The organism is Micromonospora sp. CNZ297 (genome assembly GCF_007827625.1).
Window position 1 is genome coordinate 208020 of sequence record NZ_VISU01000003.1, and the last position, 17415, is coordinate 225434.

The 17415-nt window shown below is 75.0% G+C and carries 15 protein-coding genes and 1 pseudogene; 10 read left to right on the plus strand and 6 right to left on the minus strand.

The window, feature by feature from the left end; all coding sequences use genetic code 11:
• The first annotated feature begins 111 nt into the window (after positions 1 to 111).
• From FB454_RS07260 to FB454_RS07270, 3 genes are all read left to right on the plus strand, one after another.
• Positions 112 to 2265, plus strand: a complete 2154-nt coding sequence (locus tag FB454_RS07260) for a SpoIIE family protein phosphatase (protein WP_145822685.1) — start codon at positions 112 to 114, stop codon at positions 2263 to 2265.
• Between the two features lie 9 nt (positions 2266 to 2274).
• Positions 2275 to 2952 (plus strand): HAD family hydrolase, encoded by a 678-nt coding sequence (locus FB454_RS07265; RefSeq protein WP_030270335.1) that lies wholly within the window; start codon positions 2275 to 2277, stop codon positions 2950 to 2952.
• A 100-nt stretch (positions 2953 to 3052) separates the two neighbouring features.
• Positions 3053 to 4342 (plus strand): cation:proton antiporter, encoded by a 1290-nt coding sequence (locus FB454_RS07270; RefSeq protein WP_047894735.1) that lies wholly within the window; start codon positions 3053 to 3055, stop codon positions 4340 to 4342.
• Positions 4343 to 4362: 20 nt separating this feature from the next.
• Here FB454_RS07270 and FB454_RS07275 read toward each other — a convergent pair whose 3' ends face one another.
• Positions 4363 to 5349, minus strand: a complete 987-nt coding sequence (locus FB454_RS07275) for an NAD(P)/FAD-dependent oxidoreductase (RefSeq protein WP_013285380.1) — start codon at positions 5347 to 5349, stop codon at positions 4363 to 4365.
• Between the two features lie 53 nt (positions 5350 to 5402).
• Between FB454_RS07275 and FB454_RS07280 the strand changes: the two genes are divergently transcribed.
• Positions 5403 to 5627: a DUF3072 domain-containing protein gene (locus tag FB454_RS07280; protein ID WP_013285379.1), complete on the plus strand. Its 225-nt coding sequence runs from the start codon at positions 5403 to 5405 to the stop codon at positions 5625 to 5627.
• A gap of 2 nt (positions 5628 to 5629) precedes the next feature.
• On the opposite strand, the gene FB454_RS07285 is transcribed toward FB454_RS07280, so the two are convergent.
• Both FB454_RS07285 and FB454_RS07290 read right to left on the minus strand, forming a co-directional pair.
• Positions 5630 to 6130, minus strand: a complete 501-nt coding sequence (locus tag FB454_RS07285; RefSeq protein WP_145822686.1) for a metallophosphoesterase family protein — start codon at positions 6128 to 6130, stop codon at positions 5630 to 5632.
• A gap of 82 nt (positions 6131 to 6212) precedes the next feature.
• Positions 6213 to 8035: pseudogene (locus tag FB454_RS07290) on the minus strand (glycoside hydrolase family 15 protein).
• Between the two features lie 112 nt (positions 8036 to 8147).
• Here FB454_RS07290 and FB454_RS07295 point away from each other — a divergent pair.
• Positions 8148 to 8735: a general stress protein gene (locus FB454_RS07295; RefSeq protein ID WP_013285375.1), complete on the plus strand. Its 588-nt coding sequence runs from the start codon at positions 8148 to 8150 to the stop codon at positions 8733 to 8735.
• A 53-nt stretch (positions 8736 to 8788) separates the two neighbouring features.
• Here the strand turns inward: FB454_RS07295 and FB454_RS07300 are convergent, their stop codons facing one another.
• Positions 8789 to 9373: a DUF1684 domain-containing protein gene (locus tag FB454_RS07300; protein WP_013285374.1), complete on the minus strand. Its 585-nt coding sequence runs from the start codon at positions 9371 to 9373 to the stop codon at positions 8789 to 8791.
• Between the two features lie 113 nt (positions 9374 to 9486).
• Here FB454_RS07300 and FB454_RS07305 point away from each other — a divergent pair, with 113 nt between their 5' ends.
• Both FB454_RS07305 and FB454_RS07310 read left to right on the plus strand, forming a co-directional pair.
• Complete coding sequence (locus FB454_RS07305; RefSeq protein WP_013285373.1) at positions 9487 to 9969, plus strand: MarR family winged helix-turn-helix transcriptional regulator; 483 nt, start codon at positions 9487 to 9489, stop codon at positions 9967 to 9969.
• An 11-nt stretch (positions 9970 to 9980) separates the two neighbouring features.
• Complete coding sequence (locus tag FB454_RS07310) at positions 9981 to 10967, plus strand: pirin family protein (RefSeq protein ID WP_013285372.1); 987 nt, start codon at positions 9981 to 9983, stop codon at positions 10965 to 10967.
• A 44-nt stretch (positions 10968 to 11011) separates the two neighbouring features.
• On the opposite strand, the gene FB454_RS35315 is transcribed toward FB454_RS07310, so the two are convergent.
• Positions 11012 to 11137, minus strand: a complete 126-nt coding sequence (locus FB454_RS35315; RefSeq protein ID WP_013285371.1) for a hypothetical protein — start codon at positions 11135 to 11137, stop codon at positions 11012 to 11014.
• A gap of 141 nt (positions 11138 to 11278) precedes the next feature.
• On the opposite strand from FB454_RS35315, the gene FB454_RS07315 reads away from it, so the two are divergent.
• Positions 11279 to 12868 carry a phospholipase D-like domain-containing protein gene (locus FB454_RS07315; RefSeq protein ID WP_145822687.1) on the plus strand — a complete coding sequence of 530 codons (1590 nt, stop codon included), beginning with the start codon at positions 11279 to 11281 and terminating at the stop codon, positions 12866 to 12868.
• Here FB454_RS07315 and FB454_RS07320 read toward each other — a convergent pair.
• Complete coding sequence (locus FB454_RS07320; RefSeq protein ID WP_030270350.1) at positions 12817 to 13554, minus strand: hypothetical protein; 738 nt, start codon at positions 13552 to 13554, stop codon at positions 12817 to 12819. The two genes, FB454_RS07315 and FB454_RS07320, sit on opposite strands and share 52 nt — an antisense overlap.
• A 334-nt stretch (positions 13555 to 13888) precedes the next feature.
• Between FB454_RS07320 and FB454_RS07325 the strand changes: the two genes are divergently transcribed.
• Complete coding sequence (locus tag FB454_RS07325; RefSeq protein WP_013285368.1) at positions 13889 to 14710, plus strand: SigB/SigF/SigG family RNA polymerase sigma factor; 822 nt, start codon at positions 13889 to 13891, stop codon at positions 14708 to 14710.
• 134 nt (positions 14711 to 14844) lie between these two features.
• Entirely contained in the window at positions 14845 to 17415 is a 2571-nt protein-coding gene (gene hrpB, locus FB454_RS07330) for an ATP-dependent helicase HrpB (RefSeq protein WP_145822688.1), read from the plus strand.

The window sequence follows — 17415 nt, forward strand, 5'->3', positions numbered from 1 at the left end:
TGCCCTGCCGAACCGGTCTGACCTGCCCGAACATCCGCGCCGCCCGGCACCCGCACCCGCCACGGACGCATGATCGGAACCACCCGGCCACGCTCCGGTTAGGCTGCGGTCATGCCAGGCACCGTCGGTCGGGTTCCCACACCGTCCGCCCCCGCACCGGGAGCGCCCACCGATCCCGTCGTCGGCGGGCAGGCGGCCGGGACCGCCCACCCGTGGGCCGGCACGTCGCTGGGCGCTCCGCACACCTGGGATCCCGCGGTACGCGCCGTGACGGACGTGGTGCTCGCTTCCCCCGTACCGATGGCCCTGCTCCTCGGCGACGACCTGGTGGTCTTCTACAACGACGGGTACGCCGAGCTGATCGGCGACCGGCACCCGGACGCGCTGGGCCGGCCGGCGGCCGAGGCGTTCGCCGAGGTGTGGCGCGACCCGAGCGCCGGCGAGGCGCTGGAACGGGTCTACCGGCACGGCGAGCCGTTCCTGCAACGGGAGGCGGTGCTGCCGGCCGACCGGCAGGGCCCGGCCGAGCCGGCCGTGTTCACCAGGGGCCACTGCCCGGTACGCGACTCCACCGGCCGCATCGTCGGCGTGCTGACCGTCTCGGCGCAGACCACCCAGCTGACCCAGCAGTTGCAGAGCCTGAGCGACTTCGCGGCGGCACTGGCCGGCACGCTCACGCTCGACGACGTGGCCCGGGTGACGCTGCGCTACTGCCTGCACTCCTTCGACGCCGACCGGGTGTCGTTCGCGGTGGACGAGGGCAGCGCGTGGCGGCTGGTCCGCCGCATCCGCGGCGAACTGCTCGACGAGGCCGACGAGCGGCTGCCCCCGCTGTGGCGCCGGATGTCCGCCGAGTCACCGCTGCCCGCGGTGGTGACCGCGCGCAGCGGCGTGGCCTCGTTCACCGCCGACGGGCAGCCGCTGCGCGGCGTCGCGGCGGACCGGCACGACGAGAAGATCCGCGCGCTGGCGGCGCTGCCGCTGCGTACCACGGTGGTCCGGGGCTCGCTGACAGTGGGCTACCGGACGCCGCGCTCCTGGTCCCCCGCCGAACGGGCGCTGCTGACCGCCTCCTCGGAGCTGGTCGGCCAGGCCGCCGAGCGGGCCCGCCGCTTCGAGACCCAGCACGGCACCGCCCAGATGCTGCAACGCAGCATGCTGCCGGAACGGCTCCCGGACCTGCCCCGGCTGCGCATCGCCGCCCGCTACGACCCGGGCGTGGACGGCAACGCGGCCGGCGGCGACTTCTACGACGCGTTCCTGCTGCCGACCGGCGCGCTGGGCGTGGTGCTGGGCGACGTGGCCGGGCACGACGTGCAGGCCGCCGCCCGGATGGGCCAGGTACGCGCCGCGCTGCGCGCGCTCGCCCTGGTCGACTCCCGGCCGGACGCGGTGCTCGACGGGCTGGACCGGCTGGTCGCCAGCCTCGGCGTCGAGGGCGGCACCCAGGAGCTGTTCGTGACAGTGGTCTTCGGCGTGGTCGAGGCGGACCGGGAGCTGGTCACGCTGGCCAGCGCCGGTCATCCCGCGCCGCTGATCCGGCGCGCCGGACCCGGCGCGGCGGTGGCCGAGTTCGTCGACGTGCCGCCCGCTCCTCCGCTGGGCCTGGGTGGGCGGGCGCGTACCGCCACCGTGCCGTTCCGGCCCGGCGACACGCTGCTGCTCTACAGCGACGGCGTGGTGGAGCGGCGCTGGCAGGACCTGGCCGCCGGGATGGCCGGGCTGGGCGCGGCGGTGACCGGGGCGGCCGGCGGCGACCCGCGCGCGCTGTGCGCGGTGGCGACCGCGTCGGTGCCGGGCGCCACCGAGGACGACGTGGCGGTGCTCGCCGTCGAGTACGCGGTGCGCCCCAGCCGGTCGGCGAGCATGGAGGTGCCGGCCGAGCCGACCGCGCCGAGCCGGGTCCGGCACTGGATGACCGCGCAGCTCGGCGAGTGGCGGGTGCCGGAGGCGGTGATCGGCGCGGCGGTGCTGTGCACGAGCGAGCTGACCACCAACGCGCTGCTGCACGCCGGCACCGCCGCCCGGGTCGAGGTCGACCTGTCCGCCGAGCGGTTGCTGGTGTCGGTTGCCGACTCGGGCACCCGGGGTCAGGTCACCCGGGCGCAGACCGACACGCTCAGCAGCCGCGGCCGCGGGCTCGGCCTGATCGAGGAGCTGAGCGACGCCTGGGGCACCGACCCGACCGTACGCGGCTCGACGGTCTGGTTCGAGATCCTCATTCCGGCGGGTGAGCCGCGCGTCGGCGACGCCCCGGCCGGGTAGGAGCCGGACATGGCCGACGACAAGCGACGCGGTGTCCTGTTCGACGTGGACGGCACCCTGGTCGACACGACGTACCTGCACACGGTGAGCTGGTGGGAGGCGCTGCGCCAGGCCGACCACCGGGTGCCGATGGCGCGGATCCACAGGTCCATCGGCATGGGCTCGGACAAGCTGCTCGACCACCTGCTCGGCGCCGAGCGGGACCGGGACGCCGACGGCCGGCTGCGCGACGCGCACGACGCGCTGTACGCGGAGTACTGGGAGCGGCTGGCGCCGCTGCCCGGTGCCCGGGAACTGCTGCGCGCCTGCGCCGAGCGCGGGCTGCGGGTGGTGCTGGCGACCTCGGCCGCCGAGCACGAGGTGACAGCGCTGCGGGCCGCGCTGGACGCGGACGACGTGATCGACTCGGTCACCTCGTCGGCCGACGCGCAGGAGAGCAAGCCGGCGCCGGACATCCTGGTCGCCGCGCTGGACCAGTCGGGGCTGACCGCCGAGCGGGTGGTGTTCGTCGGCGACTCGGTCTGGGACGTGGCAGCCGCCGGCAAGCTGGACATCCCGTGCATCGGCCTGACCTGCGGCGGCACCGGCCGGGCGGAGCTGGCCGGCGCGGGCGCGGTGGCGGTCTACGACGACCCGGCGGCGCTGCTGCACGCCCTGCCGGACAGCGCCATCGGCACGCTCGGCTGACCGGCGGTCGACCGGCGGGCACGCGCACGCTTAACCGGACCCGCTTCGGGGCACTGCTGGACTCCACCGCCCGGCCGCCGGGCGTCGGAAGGGTGGTGTCGTGGAACCGGTCGATGTCGCGTTCGCTCTGCTGGGCGTCGGTGCGCTGCTGGCCGGGGTGCTGCCCCGGGTGCTGGAGCGGCGGCCGCTGTCGATGCCGATCGCGTTCCTCGGGCTCGGCATGCTCGTGTTCGTGCTGCCCACCGGTCTGCCCACACCGGACCCGCTGCGCTGGCCGGAACTGACCACCCACCTCACCGAGGTCGGGGTGATCGTCGCGCTGATGGGCGCCGGCCTGAAGATCGACCGTCCGCTGAGCTGGGCCCGCTGGTCGTCGACGTGGCGGCTGCTCGCGATCGCCATGCCGCTGTGCATCGCCGCGGTGGCGCTGCTCGGCTGGTGGTGGGCCGGTCTGGTGCCGGCCGCGGCGCTGCTGCTCGGCGCGGCGCTCGCGCCCACCGACCCGGTGCTCGCCTCCGACGTGCAGGTGGGCGAACCGACCGATGTGGAGGACTCGGAGGACGAGGTGCGCTTCGCGCTCACCTCGGAGGCGGGCCTGAACGACGGGCTCGCCTTCCCGTTCGTGTACGCGGCCATCGCGATCGCCACCACCGGGCTCGCGCCGTCCGGCTGGCTCGCCGAGTGGTTCGCGGTGGACGTGTTCTACAAGCTCGCCGCCGGGGTGGGTGGCGGGCTGCTCGTCGGCTGGCTGCTCGGCAAGCTGTTCTTCCGTGCCCCGAGCAAGCTGCGGCTGGCCCGGCACTCCGAGGGCTTCCTCGCGCTGGCCGCGACGTTCCTCGCGTACGGGCTGGTCGAGGTGATCGGCGGGTACGGCTTCCTGGCCGTGTTCGTGGCCGCCCGCGCGATCCGGGCCGCCGAGCGTACGCACGAGTTCCACTCAGTGCTGCACGACTTCGCCGAGCAGGTGGAGCGGCTGCTCACGGTGCTGTTGCTGCTGCTGTTCGGCGGCGCGGTGATCGGCGGGCTGCTCGCGCCGCTGACCTGGCCGGCGGCACTGGCCGGGCTGGCGCTGGTGCTGGTGATCCGGCCGCTGGCCGCGTGGCTGTCGCTGCGCGGGGCGCCGGGCAGACCGGCCGAGCACTGGGTGATCTCGCTGTTCGGCATCCGCGGCGTCGGCTCGTTCTACTACCTGGCGTACGCCACCAGCAAGACCGACTTCCCGCAGGCGGATCTGGTCTGGGCCACAGTCGGTCTCGTGGTGGTGGTGTCGGTGGTGGCGCACGGGATCGCCGCGACACCGGTCATGCAGTTGCTGGACCGGGAGGGCGAACGCACCGGCGAGGACACGCGGGCCGGGTCGGCGGCGCAACCGGTGGGCGCCACCGGCTGACCGGCCCGGGCCGAGGGCTGTCAGCCCAGCCGGGCGGCGAGCGCGCGGCCCAGGTCCCGTCCGGAGCGCCAGGCGGTCTGCACGCGCGGGCGGCCGAACGCGTCACCGGCCAGGCCGATGCCGTCGTCGTCCAGGTGGAACGTGGCGCTCCCGGCGTGCGCGGCCGGGGACGCGTACGTCCAGCGGTGCACGTGGGCCGACACCGCCGGCTCGGGCAGTCCGAGCAGGTCGCGGACCGCCTGCTCGATCGCCGGGCGGGCGGCTGTGGGCTGGAGCAGGTGCCCGGCGGCGAACTCGGCTGTGGTGTGCGCGACGAGCACCGGCGCGCCGTCACCACGGCGGTCGCCGTCGTCGCAGACCAGGCTGAGTACGGGGTGGCCGTTGACGAACGCCCCGCGGAAGTCCGTCCAGCGGCGGGCCGGGAAGTGCAGCACCCCGCTCAGCGCCGGCGACCAGCGTTGCGCGGCCACCGCCCGGGTCGCCTCGGCCAGCGCCGGGTCCAGCAGCAGCGCCGCCTGCGGGCCGGGCATGGCGAGCACGACCGCCTCGGCCTCGGCGCCGTCCACCCGGAGGCCGGGCTCGACGCTCATCACCAGCCGGTCGTGCGTCACCGGCAGGTCGCCTGCGAGCTGCTCGACGAGTGAGCGCAGCCCGCGCGGGGCGGCCCAGCGCATCGGGCCGGTGACCTGCTCGCGCCCGCCCGGCCCGTACGCGACGAGCGTGTCGGTCCACTCCCGCGCCAGCCCGGCGGCCCGCCACCGGTCCACCACGGCGGCGAAGTCCGGGTCGTCCACTGTGAAGTACGCGGCGCCCAGGTCGGCCGGGCGGCCGTCGAAGCGCTTGCTGGCCATCCGCCCGCCGGTGACCCGGGCCCGTTCGCGTACCCGCACCGGGACACCGGCCCGCGCCAACTCGGTCGCGCACGCCACCCCGGCGATGCCCGCGCCGACCACCACCACGCCCGCCCGCTCCGCCGTCACCAGCTGATCGTAGGCAGCGGGCGGCATGAACCCGCCGGGCCGGGGGTAGTGGTACACCTGTTCGAGGAGAGGTGATCAGCATGGCCGACCGCGCCAACACCAACGACAGGAACGTGAACCCGGACGCCGCCGTCAAGGACCCGGACGACTGGGTCACCGGCGACGAGCCGCCCACCGCCGCCCAGGAGTCGTACCTGCACACCCTGGCCCAGGAGGCGGGCGAGCCGGTGCCGGAGGGCCTGACCAAGGCCGAGGCGTCCCGGCGGATCGACGAGCTCCAGGCGGAGACCGGCCGGGGCCGCTGAGGTCAGCGCGGGGGCAGGCGGTGCAGCTCGACGCGGTCGAGCCGCCCCGCCACCACCCGGGCGGTCAGGTAGGTGGCGTACGGCTGCGCCCGCCGGTCGGTGGGTGAGCCGGGGTTGAGCAGGCGCAGACCGCCCAGGGCGACGGTGTCCCAGGGGATGTGCGAGTGCCCGAAGACGAGCAGGTCGCAGTCGCCGTACGCGGCGGCGCAGCGCTCCTCGCGGCGGGCCTTCGGGCCGGTCTCGTGCACCACGGCGACCCGCAGGCCGTCCAGCTCGACGCGGGCCACCTCGGGCAGCCGGGCGCGCAGCTCCGGCCCGTCGTTGTTGCCGTACACGCCGACCAGGCGGCGCGACCGCTCCTCCAGCGCGTCCAGCAGCGCCACGTCCACCCAGTCCCCCGCGTGCACCACGACATCCGCGGCCTCCACGGCCCCCCACAGCACCGCCGGAAGATCCCGCGCCCGCTTGGGCACATGCGTGTCCGCCATGATCACGAGTTCCACCCCCTCATCCTCCCCCACCCCCCGTTCCCGGGGTCGATCATGAAGTTGGCGGCACTCAGGGAGATCGACTTCGGCGTCAACCTCATGATCGACGCGAAGCGGGCGCGGGGTGGCGGTGGGAGGTGGGGGTGGGGGCGGGGGCGCGGGCGGCGGCGTCGGTGATGCGGCCGGCGGCGATGATCAGGCCGATGTGTGAGTACGCCTGCGGAAAGTTGCCGACCTGCTCGCCGGTGTCCTGGTCGATCTGCTCGGCGTACAGGCCGAGGTCGTTCGTGCGGGCGGCGAGCCGTTCGAACAGCCGCCGGGCCCGGTCCAGCTCCCCCGCCTCGGCCAGGCAGGCGGCCAGCCAGAACGAGCAGATCACGAACCCGGCCGGGTCGCCGTCCCAGCGGCGCAGCAGCCCGTCGCGGGACAACCGCCGCTCCAGCACGTCCATCGTGGCGCGCATCCGCGGATCGTGCGCCGGCAGGAAACCGACGAGCGGCATGACCAGCACCGAGGCGTCCAGATCGTCGGACCCGAACGCCCCGGTGTACGCGCCGACCCGCTCGTTCCAGCCGTGGGTGAGCACGGCCGCCCGTATCTCGTCGCGCGCGGCGACCCAGCGCGCCACGTCGGCGGGCTCGCCGATGCGGGAGCCGAACCGGACCGCCCGGTCCAGCACTCCACCTTCGACGACACGTAGTGCCGCTCCGGGCCGCGCCCCTCCCACATCCCCGCGTCGGGCCGGTGCCAGCCGCGCTCGGCCTGGTCGGCGAGCGTACGCAGCAGGTCGCGGACCTCGGGTGACATCGGGTCGAGGTAGTACCGCATCAGCCAGGCGGCGTCGAGCACCTCGCCCAGCACGTCGTTCTGCCGCTGCCGCCAGGCGTCGTTGCCGACGAGCACCGGCCGGCTGTGCTCGTACCCGGCCAGGTGGTCGAGGTCGTGCTCGGTCAGGTCCCGCTCCCCCTCGACGCCGTACATGATCGGCACCGGCTCGTCGCCGATCCGGCCCATCGCCCGCGCCACCCAGGTGAACTGCCGGTCCGCCTCGTCCGGGCAGGCCGCCCGCCAGAGCGCCTGGAGGGTGAGGCTGAAGTCGCGCAGCCAGACGTAGCGGTAGTCGTAGTTGCGGTCGCCGCCGAGCCGCTCCGGCACCGAGGTGGTGGCCGCCGCGACGACCGCGCCGCTGGGCGCGTACGTCATGCCCTGCACCGCGAGCGCGCTGCGCCGCACCTCGTCGCGGTACTCGCCCCGGTAGTCGTGCAGCGCCGACCAGGACCGCCAGCCGGCTACCGTCCCGGCCACCACCTCGGCGGCGTCGGGCAGCGCGGGTGCGGCGCCGGCGTACGTCGGGGCGTACCCGAGGGTGAAGCGGTGGGTGCTGCCGGCGCGGGCGGTGAACCGCCCGGCGGCGGCCCCCTCGGCGACTGTCAGCGGAACGTCGGCGCGCAGCTCCAGCCGGCAGGCTCCGGCGGTGGCGGCCACCACCCCGTCGCGTTCGGTCAGGTAGGCGCCGACCCGGCCGTACTCGAACCGCGGCGCGTACTCGACGCGCATCGGCACCTCGCCGGTGAGCCCCTCGACCAGCCGGGCGAGCACCCGGGGCGAGTGCATCCCGATGTCGTGACCGCGCGCGCCGGGCTCCAGCGCCAGCGCGTCGGTGACGGCGACCGTGCCGGTCGCCGTGGTGAAGACGGTACGCAGCACCAGCGTGTCGTCCAGGTAGGACCGGCTGCTGGTGGCCGCGCCCTCGGGGCGGATGCTCCAGTGCCCGGCGCCCTCGTCGAGCAGGCGCCCGAACACCGACGGCGCGTCGAACCGGGGCGGGCACCACCAGTTGACCGAGCCGTCGCGGTCGACCAGCGCCGCGCTGCGCCCGTCGGCGAGGAAGCCGTGCTCGCTGATGTGTCGGGTCGGCACGGGTGTGGCTACCCGGCCCGGGGCACCGGCATGCCTCGCCACATCGGTCCGGCCCGGCGCGTTACCGCTGCCCGGCGCCGGGAACGCGGCGGGTTGACGAAGGAGGATGCTCATGACCAGACCCTCGACTCCGACCGCGGCCTGGCAACCCGGAATGCCGGGCAGCGACAACCTCCCGTCCGGACCGGGCGGTCGCCCGACGCCGCCGAGCGGGGACGGGCACGGCCCGCATGCCGGGGCGCCGACCGTCACGATCGGCTCGTACCCGGACTATCCGTCCGCCCAGCGCGTGGTGGACTATCTGGCCGACAACCGGTTCCCGGTGGAACGTACCTCGATCGTCGGTACGGACCTCACGCTCGTGGAGACCGTGATGGGACGGCTCACCACGGGCCGGGCGGCCCTGCTCGGGGCCGGCACCGGCGCCTGGTTCGGTTTGTTCATCGGCTTGTTGTTCGGCATCTTCACCGCCGGCAACTGGCTGGCGGTGATCCTGGTCGGGCTGGTGATCGGCGCGATCTGGGGTGCCGTGTTCGGCGCTGTCGCGCACGCCATGAGCGGTGGGCAGCGTGACTTCACGTCGGCCAGTTCACTGCGGGCCGCGCAGTACGCGGTGACTGTGGACGCGGAGATGGCCGGTCAGGCCCAGCAGCTGCTGAGCCGGATGCACCTGACACCGACCGGCGCCACCGCCCGCTGACCGGCGGTACGCGACATCGAGGGAGGGCCCCGCCGGGGTCCTCCCTCGCCGCGTCAGTGGTACGCCCGCTCCCCTGCACGCAGCGGCACGTCCACCCGGTTCTCCGGCGGTGCCAGCGGGCAGGCCCACCTGTCGTCGTAGGCGCAACTGGGGTTGTAGAGGTAGTTGGCGTCCAGGCGGACCCGGTCACCGGGGAGCACTGTCAGGCCCCGCCCGAAGGTGCCCTTGACCGTGTCGGTGAGGTACCGGCCCCCGCCGTACGAGCCGTCGCCGCAGGTGCCGTCGCGCAGCGGCAGGAACAGCCCGCCCCCGTACGCCTCGATCCACCACAGCGTGAGCGGTCCCCACGGCGTCCCGGCGACCGCGACCCGCCGGTACGCGACCACCCCGTCCGGGCCGCCGGTGTCGATGCGCAGCTCACCGGAGGCCGGTCGCAGCGGTGCCTCGACCACCGCCGACGGGTCGGGCGGGTACCAGCGCAGGCCGGTGAAGCCGGGCCGGTCGGCGGGCGGCACCGGGCTGCTCGGATGGGTGCGGAACAGCTCGTCGCGCGCGGCCCGGAACCCGGTCAGGTCGAGGTCGGACAGGTAGAGCCGGGCCACCCGCTCCCGCCAGTCGAGCAGGTCGAGATCGTCCATCCCCCGACCCTAGCCGGGGTCACCCGTTCAAGTTTTGAAGAGTCATCCCAGCCTGGCCGGCCGAGCACGACAGGGCACTTCTTTAAATTTTAAATAGTGCTAGTCTCGGAGGCATGACGGAGAGCCTGGACGCGGAGCGGATGGCCTGCTGGCGCGCGTACATCGAGTCGAGCCAGCGGCTGTTCACCCGGCTCGAGGACGACCTGCGCGCCGACAGCGACCTGAGCTTCGCCGACTACCACGTGCTGGTGCTGCTCTCCGAGGCGCCCGGCCAGCGGCTGCGCATGGGTGAGCTGGCCGACCGGCTGGTGTTCTCACCGAGCCGGCTGACCTACCAGATCACCACGATGCGCAAGCGCGGCCTCGTCGCGAAGGAGGCGTGTCCGGCGGACCGGCGCGGCAGCGAGGCAGTGCTCACCGCGGCCGGCCTGCTCGCCCTGCGCGAGGCCGCGCCGCACCACCTGCGCTCCGTACGCGCCCACCTGATCGACGACCTCGACGACGCCGAGGTCGCCTGCCTCACCCGGGTCTTCGAGCGGCTCGGCCGGCGCCTGCGCGCCGACCGCACCGCGTCGTCCACCCCGGCCGACAAGTAAGGAGTCCCGCGATGCCCGCGATCACCGTCGACGACGTCCTCGTCCTGCCCCGCCTGCCCGAGCTCGGCGAGGCCACCGAATACCGCCAGGTCCGCCGGGTCACCACCGCCCCCAGCGGGTACGAGGGCGAAGGCTTCCCGGTCCGCCGGGCCTTCGCCGGCGTGCCGATGACCGAGCTGGACCCGTTCATCCACCTCGACCAGATGGGCGAGGTCGACTACGCGCCGGGCGAGCCGAAGGGCACCTCCTGGCACCCGCACCGCGGCTTCGAGACGGTGACCTACATGATCGACGGGATCATGGACCACCAGGACTCGACGGGTGGCGGCGGCACCATCACCGACGGCGACACGCAGTGGATGACTGCAGGCAGTGGCCTGCTTCACATCGAGGCGCCGCCGGAGCACCTGGTGATGAGCGGCGGGCTGTTCCACGGCCTCCAGCTCTGGGTCAACCTGCCCCGGGTCGCCAAGATGAGCGCGCCGCGCTACCAGGACATCCGCGGCCGGGAGTCGGCGCTGCTGACCACGCCCGACGGCGGCGGCCTGATCCGGGTCATCGCCGGTGAGGTCGCCGGGCACCGGGGTCCGGGCTCGACGCACACGCCGATCACCATCGCGCACGTCACGTTGCAGCCCGGCGCCGAGCTGAGCCTGCCGTGGCGGTCGGACTTCAACGCGCTCGTGTACGTGCTGGCCGGCCGCGGCACGGTCGGCACCGACCGGCGGCCGATCCACCTCGGCCAGCTCGCCGTGCACGGTCCCGGTGAGGCGTTGCGGATCACCGCCGACCGGACGCAGGACTCCAACGCCCCGGCGCTGGAGCTCTACCTGATGGGCGGCCAGCCGATCCGCGAGCCGGTGGCGCACTACGGCCCGTTCGTGATGAACACCCGCGCCGAGCTGATCCAGGCGGTCGAGGACTTCCAGGCCGGCCGGCTCGGGGTGATCCCGACCGGGCGGGTGCCGCACAGCGACGGCCAGGGCGACCGGCCCTGACCTCCTACGGGCGCCCCGGTTCGCCGGGGCGCCCGGCCGCGGTCTCAGGAGACGGCGAAGATCCCGGCCACCCCGAGGATCACCATCAACAGGACCGCCACCAGCGCACCCCGCTCCCCCTCCACCGCCTGGTCGCGGTCGGTCACGGTGTTCGTCGTCTCGGCGGGCATGTCGGTGCCTCCTCGGTATCGCGATCCAGGGGTCCGGCGCACCCCTGACGCGCGGCACCGACGCCGACCTGCTGCTCGACGTGCGGGGCCCTGCCGGGGGTCCTACCGTGTGAGGACGTCGTCGACCTCGGGGGGTGGAACGTGACTCTGCGGGACTGGTTCCTCACCGCACAGGAACGCGCCAACCCGAGGTCAGAGTTACCCGTCTGGACCGATGGAAACCTCGCCGAGCCCCTCATTCACGGTGCCGCGTACTTCGACCGCCTGGTCAGCGAGGTGGAGTCGCTCACAGCGGGCGACCACCTGTTCTTCACCGACTGGCGTGGTGACCCGGACGAGCGGATGCGCCCGGACGGTCCCACTGTGGCGCAGTTGTTCGCCCAGGCCGCCCAGCGCGGGGTCATCGTCAAGGGCCTGATCTGGCGCTCCCACCTCGACACGCTCTCCTACAGCGAGGAGGAGAACCGCGACCTCAGCGAGGCGATCCGCGCGGCCGACGGCGAGGTGCTGCTCGACCAGCGGGTCCGGCGCGGCGGCTCGCACCACCAGAAGCTCGTGGTGCTGCGCCGCCCCGGCGAACCGCGCCGCGACATCGCCTTCGCCGGCGGCATCGACCTGTGCCACAGCCGCCGCGACGACGCCGGCCACGCCGGCGACCCGCAGCCGATCGGCATGTCCCCCCGGTACGGCCCCACGCCGCCCTGGCACGACGTGCAGCTCGCGGTGCGCGGGCCGGTGGTCGGCGCGCTGGACACCACGTTCCGGGAGCGGTGGACCGACCCGATGCCGCTGGACTCGGAGAACCCGATGGCGTACCTGCGGGACCGGCTGCGCGGCTCCGACCTGCGCCCGGACCCGCTGCCCGAGCAGCCCGCCGACCCGCCGCCCTGCGGGCCGCACCACGTGCAGGTGCTGCGCACCTACCCGGCGGTGCGGCCCCGCTACTCCTTCGCCCCCGACGGCGAGCGCACGGTGGCCCGCGGCTACACCAAGGCGGTACGCCGGGCCCGGCGGCTGATCTACCTGGAGGACCAGTACCTCTGGTCGACCGAGGTGGCCGAACTGTTCGCGCAGGCGCTGCACGAGCACCCGGACCTGCACCTGGTGGCGGTCGTGCCCCGGCACCCGGACGTGGACGGCCGGCTCGCGCTGCCGCCCAACATGGTCGGCCGGGAGCAGGCGCTGTCGCTGTGCCACCGGGCCGCGCCGGAACGGGTGCACGTGTTCGACGTGGAGAACCACGACGGGACGCCGGTGTACGTGCACGCCAAGGTCTGCGTGGTGGACGACGTCTGGGCCAGCGTGGGCAGCGACAACTTCAACCGCCGGTCCTGGACGCACGACAGCGAGCTGTCCTGCGCGGTGCTCGACGACACCCGCGACGAGCGGACGCCGGCCGACCCTGCCGGACTGGGCGACGGCGCCCGGGTGTTCGCCCGCGACCTGCGGCTGAGGCTGTGGCGCGAGCATCTGGACCGTGATCCCGGCGGCGCGCAGGACGACGACCTGCTGGACCCGGCGGACGCGGTCGCGGCGATCACCGCGGCGGCGGAGGAACTGGATCGCTGGCACGCCGGGGGCCGGGCCGGTCCCCGTCCGCCGGGCCGGTTGCGGCCCCACCGCCCGGAGCGGTTGCCCTGGCGTACGCGGCTCTGGGCGCTGCCCGCGTACCGGCTGGTCTACGACCCGGACGGCAGGCCGCTGCGGGCCCGGCGGGCGGGCACCTGGTGAAGGTCCGCCACCTCGTCCGGCACGTTCGGGCGGGCCGGGTACGCGAACGACACGCGCGGCGAGTAGAAGCCCCAGCAGACGTGCAGCGGGTTGGCCGGCCGCAGCGCGTGGACCGGGTGCTCCGGCGCCGGGAACTCCACCGACTCGACCTCGAACGGTGACACCGGCTCGGCCACGTACGGGTAGTCGGTGACGATCAGCTCGCCGTCGCGGCGGGTGAGGTAGCGGTGGTGGCCGTTGTGCGCCTCGGTGCCCGTGTGCCCGATCCGGGCGGTGACCCGGATCAGCAGCGTGCCGTCGGCGGCCCGGGTCTCGGCGGTGAGCTGATCGCCGCGCAGGTCGAGGCGGGTCTCCCCGGCGGCGGCGGGAGCGCCCCGCGCGGCCGCGTACCGCCGGACCCGCTCGCTGGAGGCGAGGTAGTGCGTCCACAAGCCGCCGGGCGTCTCGCCGTCGGGCGGGTCCATGTCCGCCAGTGAGACACCCACGTAGGTGAGCGAGTACGCCCCGAAGCCGGAGGTCTGCGTCTCGTCGTCGACGACGTACTGGCAGACGAACACCTGACGCTGCGGGTGCGGGCGCAGACCGGCGGGCACCAGCGTCTCGACCGCGCCGGGATCCGCCGGGAGCCAGCTGAACAGCAGCGTCCGGGCGTTGATGACGAGTTGCGGCGCGGCGGGATCCAGCACGGTGCCTCCGTTGACGTGTCGCTACGGACGCTACGGGCGGTCCCGTCGGCGGGACAACGACAGAAAGGCGACACTTCGCCCACCTGTCGGATTCCACGTTGACCGGTCGGGGCACGACCGGGGCCGACCGGTCAGCGCCACCCCACCAGCCTGCCGAGCGCGATATCGACCGGCTCACGTCTTTCGTGGCTGCTTACACCTTAAGTACATCGTACTTTCGGCTAGATTTCCGCAGCACGATCGGGCTATGGTGACTTCCGAACGTACGACCGAAACCTAAACCTAAGCGTCACGTCTTTTTTCTTCCGTGGACGAGGTGCAGGGAGGACCACCCATGACCGCTCCCACGATCAGCGCCCGGGCGACCACGCCGGCCGCCTCCGCGAAGCTCGACCCCCGCTCGCTCACCGACAGCGCCGCCGACCTGCTCGCCGCGATGGCCGCGCTGCCCGCCGACCACCCGTCCCGGCCGGCGCTGCGCGACCGCGCCATCGAGGCGTGGCTGCCGCTGGCGAACCACCTGGCCCACCGCTACAGCGGCCGGGGCGAGCCCAACGACGACCTGGCGCAGACCGCAGCGATCGGCCTGATCAAGGCGATCGACAAGTTCGACCCGTCGCGCGGCGTCGACTTCGCCGGCTACGCCATCCCCACCATCATCGGCGAGCTGAAGCGCCACTTCCGCGACCGCACCTGGGACATCCGGGTGCCCCGCCGGCTCCAGGAGCTGCGCCTGGCGATCTCCGACGCCAACAGCACGCTGCTCCAGACGCTCGGCCGCTCGCCGACGGTCGCCGACATCGCCGCCCACCTCAAGCTCACCGAGGAAGAGGTGCTGGAGGGCCTGGAGGGCGCCCGCGCGTACAACGCGGTGTCGCTGTCCACCCCCACCGGCGACGGCGAGCGGGCCACCGAGCTGGGCGATCTGCTCGGCGGCGAGGACGGCGAGTTCGAGCTGGCCGAGATGCGTGTCGCCCTCGGCCCGGCGCTCGCCACGCTCGACCAGCGCGAGCAGAAGATCCTCACACTGCGCTTCTACGGCAACCTGACCCAGTCGCAGATCGCCGAGCAGATCGGCGTCTCGCAGATGCACGTGTCCCGGCTACTGGCCCGGGCGCTCACCAAGCTGCGCGGTCAGCTCGACGGAACGTACTAGCAAGGGGGGCGGCGGCCGGGTCGGCGGACCCGGCGCGGCGGCCCACCCGGCCCGGTCGGCGGTGCGCCGGCCGGGCCGTTCCGCGTTCCGGGGGCAGCGCGGACCGACCGACGGAGCGGTGCGAGAGTGGGGCCGTGCTCGCCGACATCCCGCTCGACCTGCCGGTCCGCCCGGTCCTGCCGGCGCTCGTCGGCGCGCTGCGCGAGCGCGGCGCCGCCGTCCTGGTGGCGCCGCCCGGCACCGGCAAGACCACCACCGCGCCGCTCGCGGTCGCCGACGCGGTCACCGGCCGCGTGGTGATCGCCCAGCCCCGGCGGGTGGCCGCCCGCGCCGCCGCGCACCGGATGGCCGCCCTGCTCGGCGAGCGGGTCGGCGACCGGATCGGGTACGCGGTGCGCGGCGAGCGCCGGACCGGGCCGCGTACCCGGGTCGAGGTGGTGACCACCGGCCTGCTGGTCCGCCGCCTGCACCACGACCCCGAGCTGCCGGGCGTGGACGCGGTGGTGCTCGACGAGTGCCACGAACGGCACCTCGACGCCGACCTGGCGCTGGCGTTCAGCGTCGAGGCCCGCGCCACACTGCGCCCGGACCTCTGGCTGCTGGCGATGTCGGCCACCCCGCAGACGGACCGGTTCGCCGCGCTGCTCGGCGCCGGCGACCCCGCCCCCGTGGTACGCGCCGAGGCCGCGCTGCACCCGGTCGAGCGGGTGTGGGCGCCGCCGCCGCGCCCGGTGACGCCGCCCGGTGCCGGCCGGGTCGACCCGGCGCTGCTCGACCACGTGGCAGCCACGGTCCGCCGGGCGCTGCGCGAACGCGACGGTGACGTGCTCGTCTTCCTGCCCGGCGCGGGTGAGATCGGCGCCGTCGCGCGCCGCCTGGCCGACCTCCGCGACATCGCGGTGCTGCCGTTGCACGGACGGCTGCCCGGGGCCGCCCAGGACGCGGCGCTCACCCCTGCTGCCGGACGGCGCGTGGTGCTCGCGACGGCGGTGGCGGAGAGCAGCCTCACCGTCCCCGGCGTCCGGGTGGTGGTGGACGCCGGACTGAGCCGGGTGCCCCGCACCGACCTGGCCCGAGGGCTGGGCGCGCTGGTGACCGTGCCGGTGTCGCGGGCCGGGGCCACCCAGCGCGCCGGCCGGGCCGGACGGGAGACGCCCGGGGCGGTCTACCGCTGCTGGTCGGAGGCGGCGCACGAGCGGCTCGCCCCGCAGCCCGAACCGGAGATCGCCACCGCCGACCTGACCGGGTTCGCGCTGGAGCTGGCGGCCTGGGGCACACCGGACGGCACCGGGCTGGCGCTGCCCGACCCACCGCCGCCGGCCGCGCTCACTGTGGCGCGGGAGACGCTGACCACGCTCGGCGCGGTGGACCACGACGGCCGGATCACCGCGCGGGGACGGGCGGTCGCGGCGGCGGGCACGCATCCCCGGCTGGCGCGGGCGCTGCTGGACGGCGCGCCCCGGGTGGGTGCCGACCGGGCCGCCCAGGTGGTGGCGATCCTCGGCGAGGACACGCTGGGCGGGACGGGAGACGACCTGCCCGCCCGCTGGCGCCGGCTGCGCGACGGCGCCGACCCGGCCGCCACCGCGCGCTGGCGCACCGAGGTACGCCGCCTGCGCGCCGCCCTGCCCGCCGACCGGCATTCCGCCGGCACGCGCGCCGACTCGACGCCGCACCGCAGCGTGAGCGGCGGACGGTCGGCGGGGAACGAGCGGGAGCGACTGCCGGACGATCTGGCCGCGGGGCTGCTCGCCGGACTGGCGTACCCGGAACGGCTGGCCCGCTCACGGCGGCCGGGCGGGTCGGCGTACCTGATGGCCGGCGGGACCGCCGCGGAGCTGGCGCCCGGGTCGGGGCTGACCGGAGCGGCGTGGCTGGCCGTCGCGGTGGCCGACCGCTCCCCCGGCGCGCCTGCCGCCCGGGTGCGGCTGGCCGCACCGATCGACGAGGCGACCGCCCGGGAGGCCGGGGCGGCGCTGCTGGACACCGGACGGGACGTGGCCTGGTCCGGCGGGGACGTGGTGGCCCGCGAGGTGGTCCGGCTCGGCGCCGTCGAGCTGGTCGACCGCCCGCTGACCGCGCCGGACCCGGAGCTGGTCTCGGCGGCGCTGCTGGACGGGCTGCGGCAGGAGGGGCCGGGCCTGCTGCGGTGGACGCCGGAGGCGACCGGGCTGCGCCTCCGGCTGGCGTTCTGCCGCCAGGCGCTCGGCGACGGCTGGCCGGACGTCTCCGACGCGGCGCTGACCGCCGGCGCGCCCGTCTGGCTGGGCCCGGAGCTGGCCCGCGCCCGGCGCCGGGCCGACCTCGGCCGGATGGACGTGGCGGCGGCGCTGCGGCGGCTGCTCGACTGGCGGCAGGCCGCGCGGCTGGACGAGCTGGCTCCGGAGCGTCTGGAGGTGCCGAGCGGCTCGCGGATCCGGATCGACTACGCCGACCCGGCCGCGCCGGTGCTGGCGGTCAAGCTCCAGGAGACGTTCGGCTGGCGGGACGTGCCGCGCATCGCCGACGGGCGGGTGCCGGTGCTGCTGCACCTGCTCTCCCCCGCCGGGCGGCCGGTGGCGGTCACCGCGGACCTGGCCTCGTTCTGGCGCACCGGATACCCGCAGGTACGAGCAGAGCTGCGTGGACGCTACCCGCGCCATCCGTGGCCGGAGGACCCGACCACAGCCGAGCCGACCCGCCGTGCCGCTCCGCGACGGCGGTGA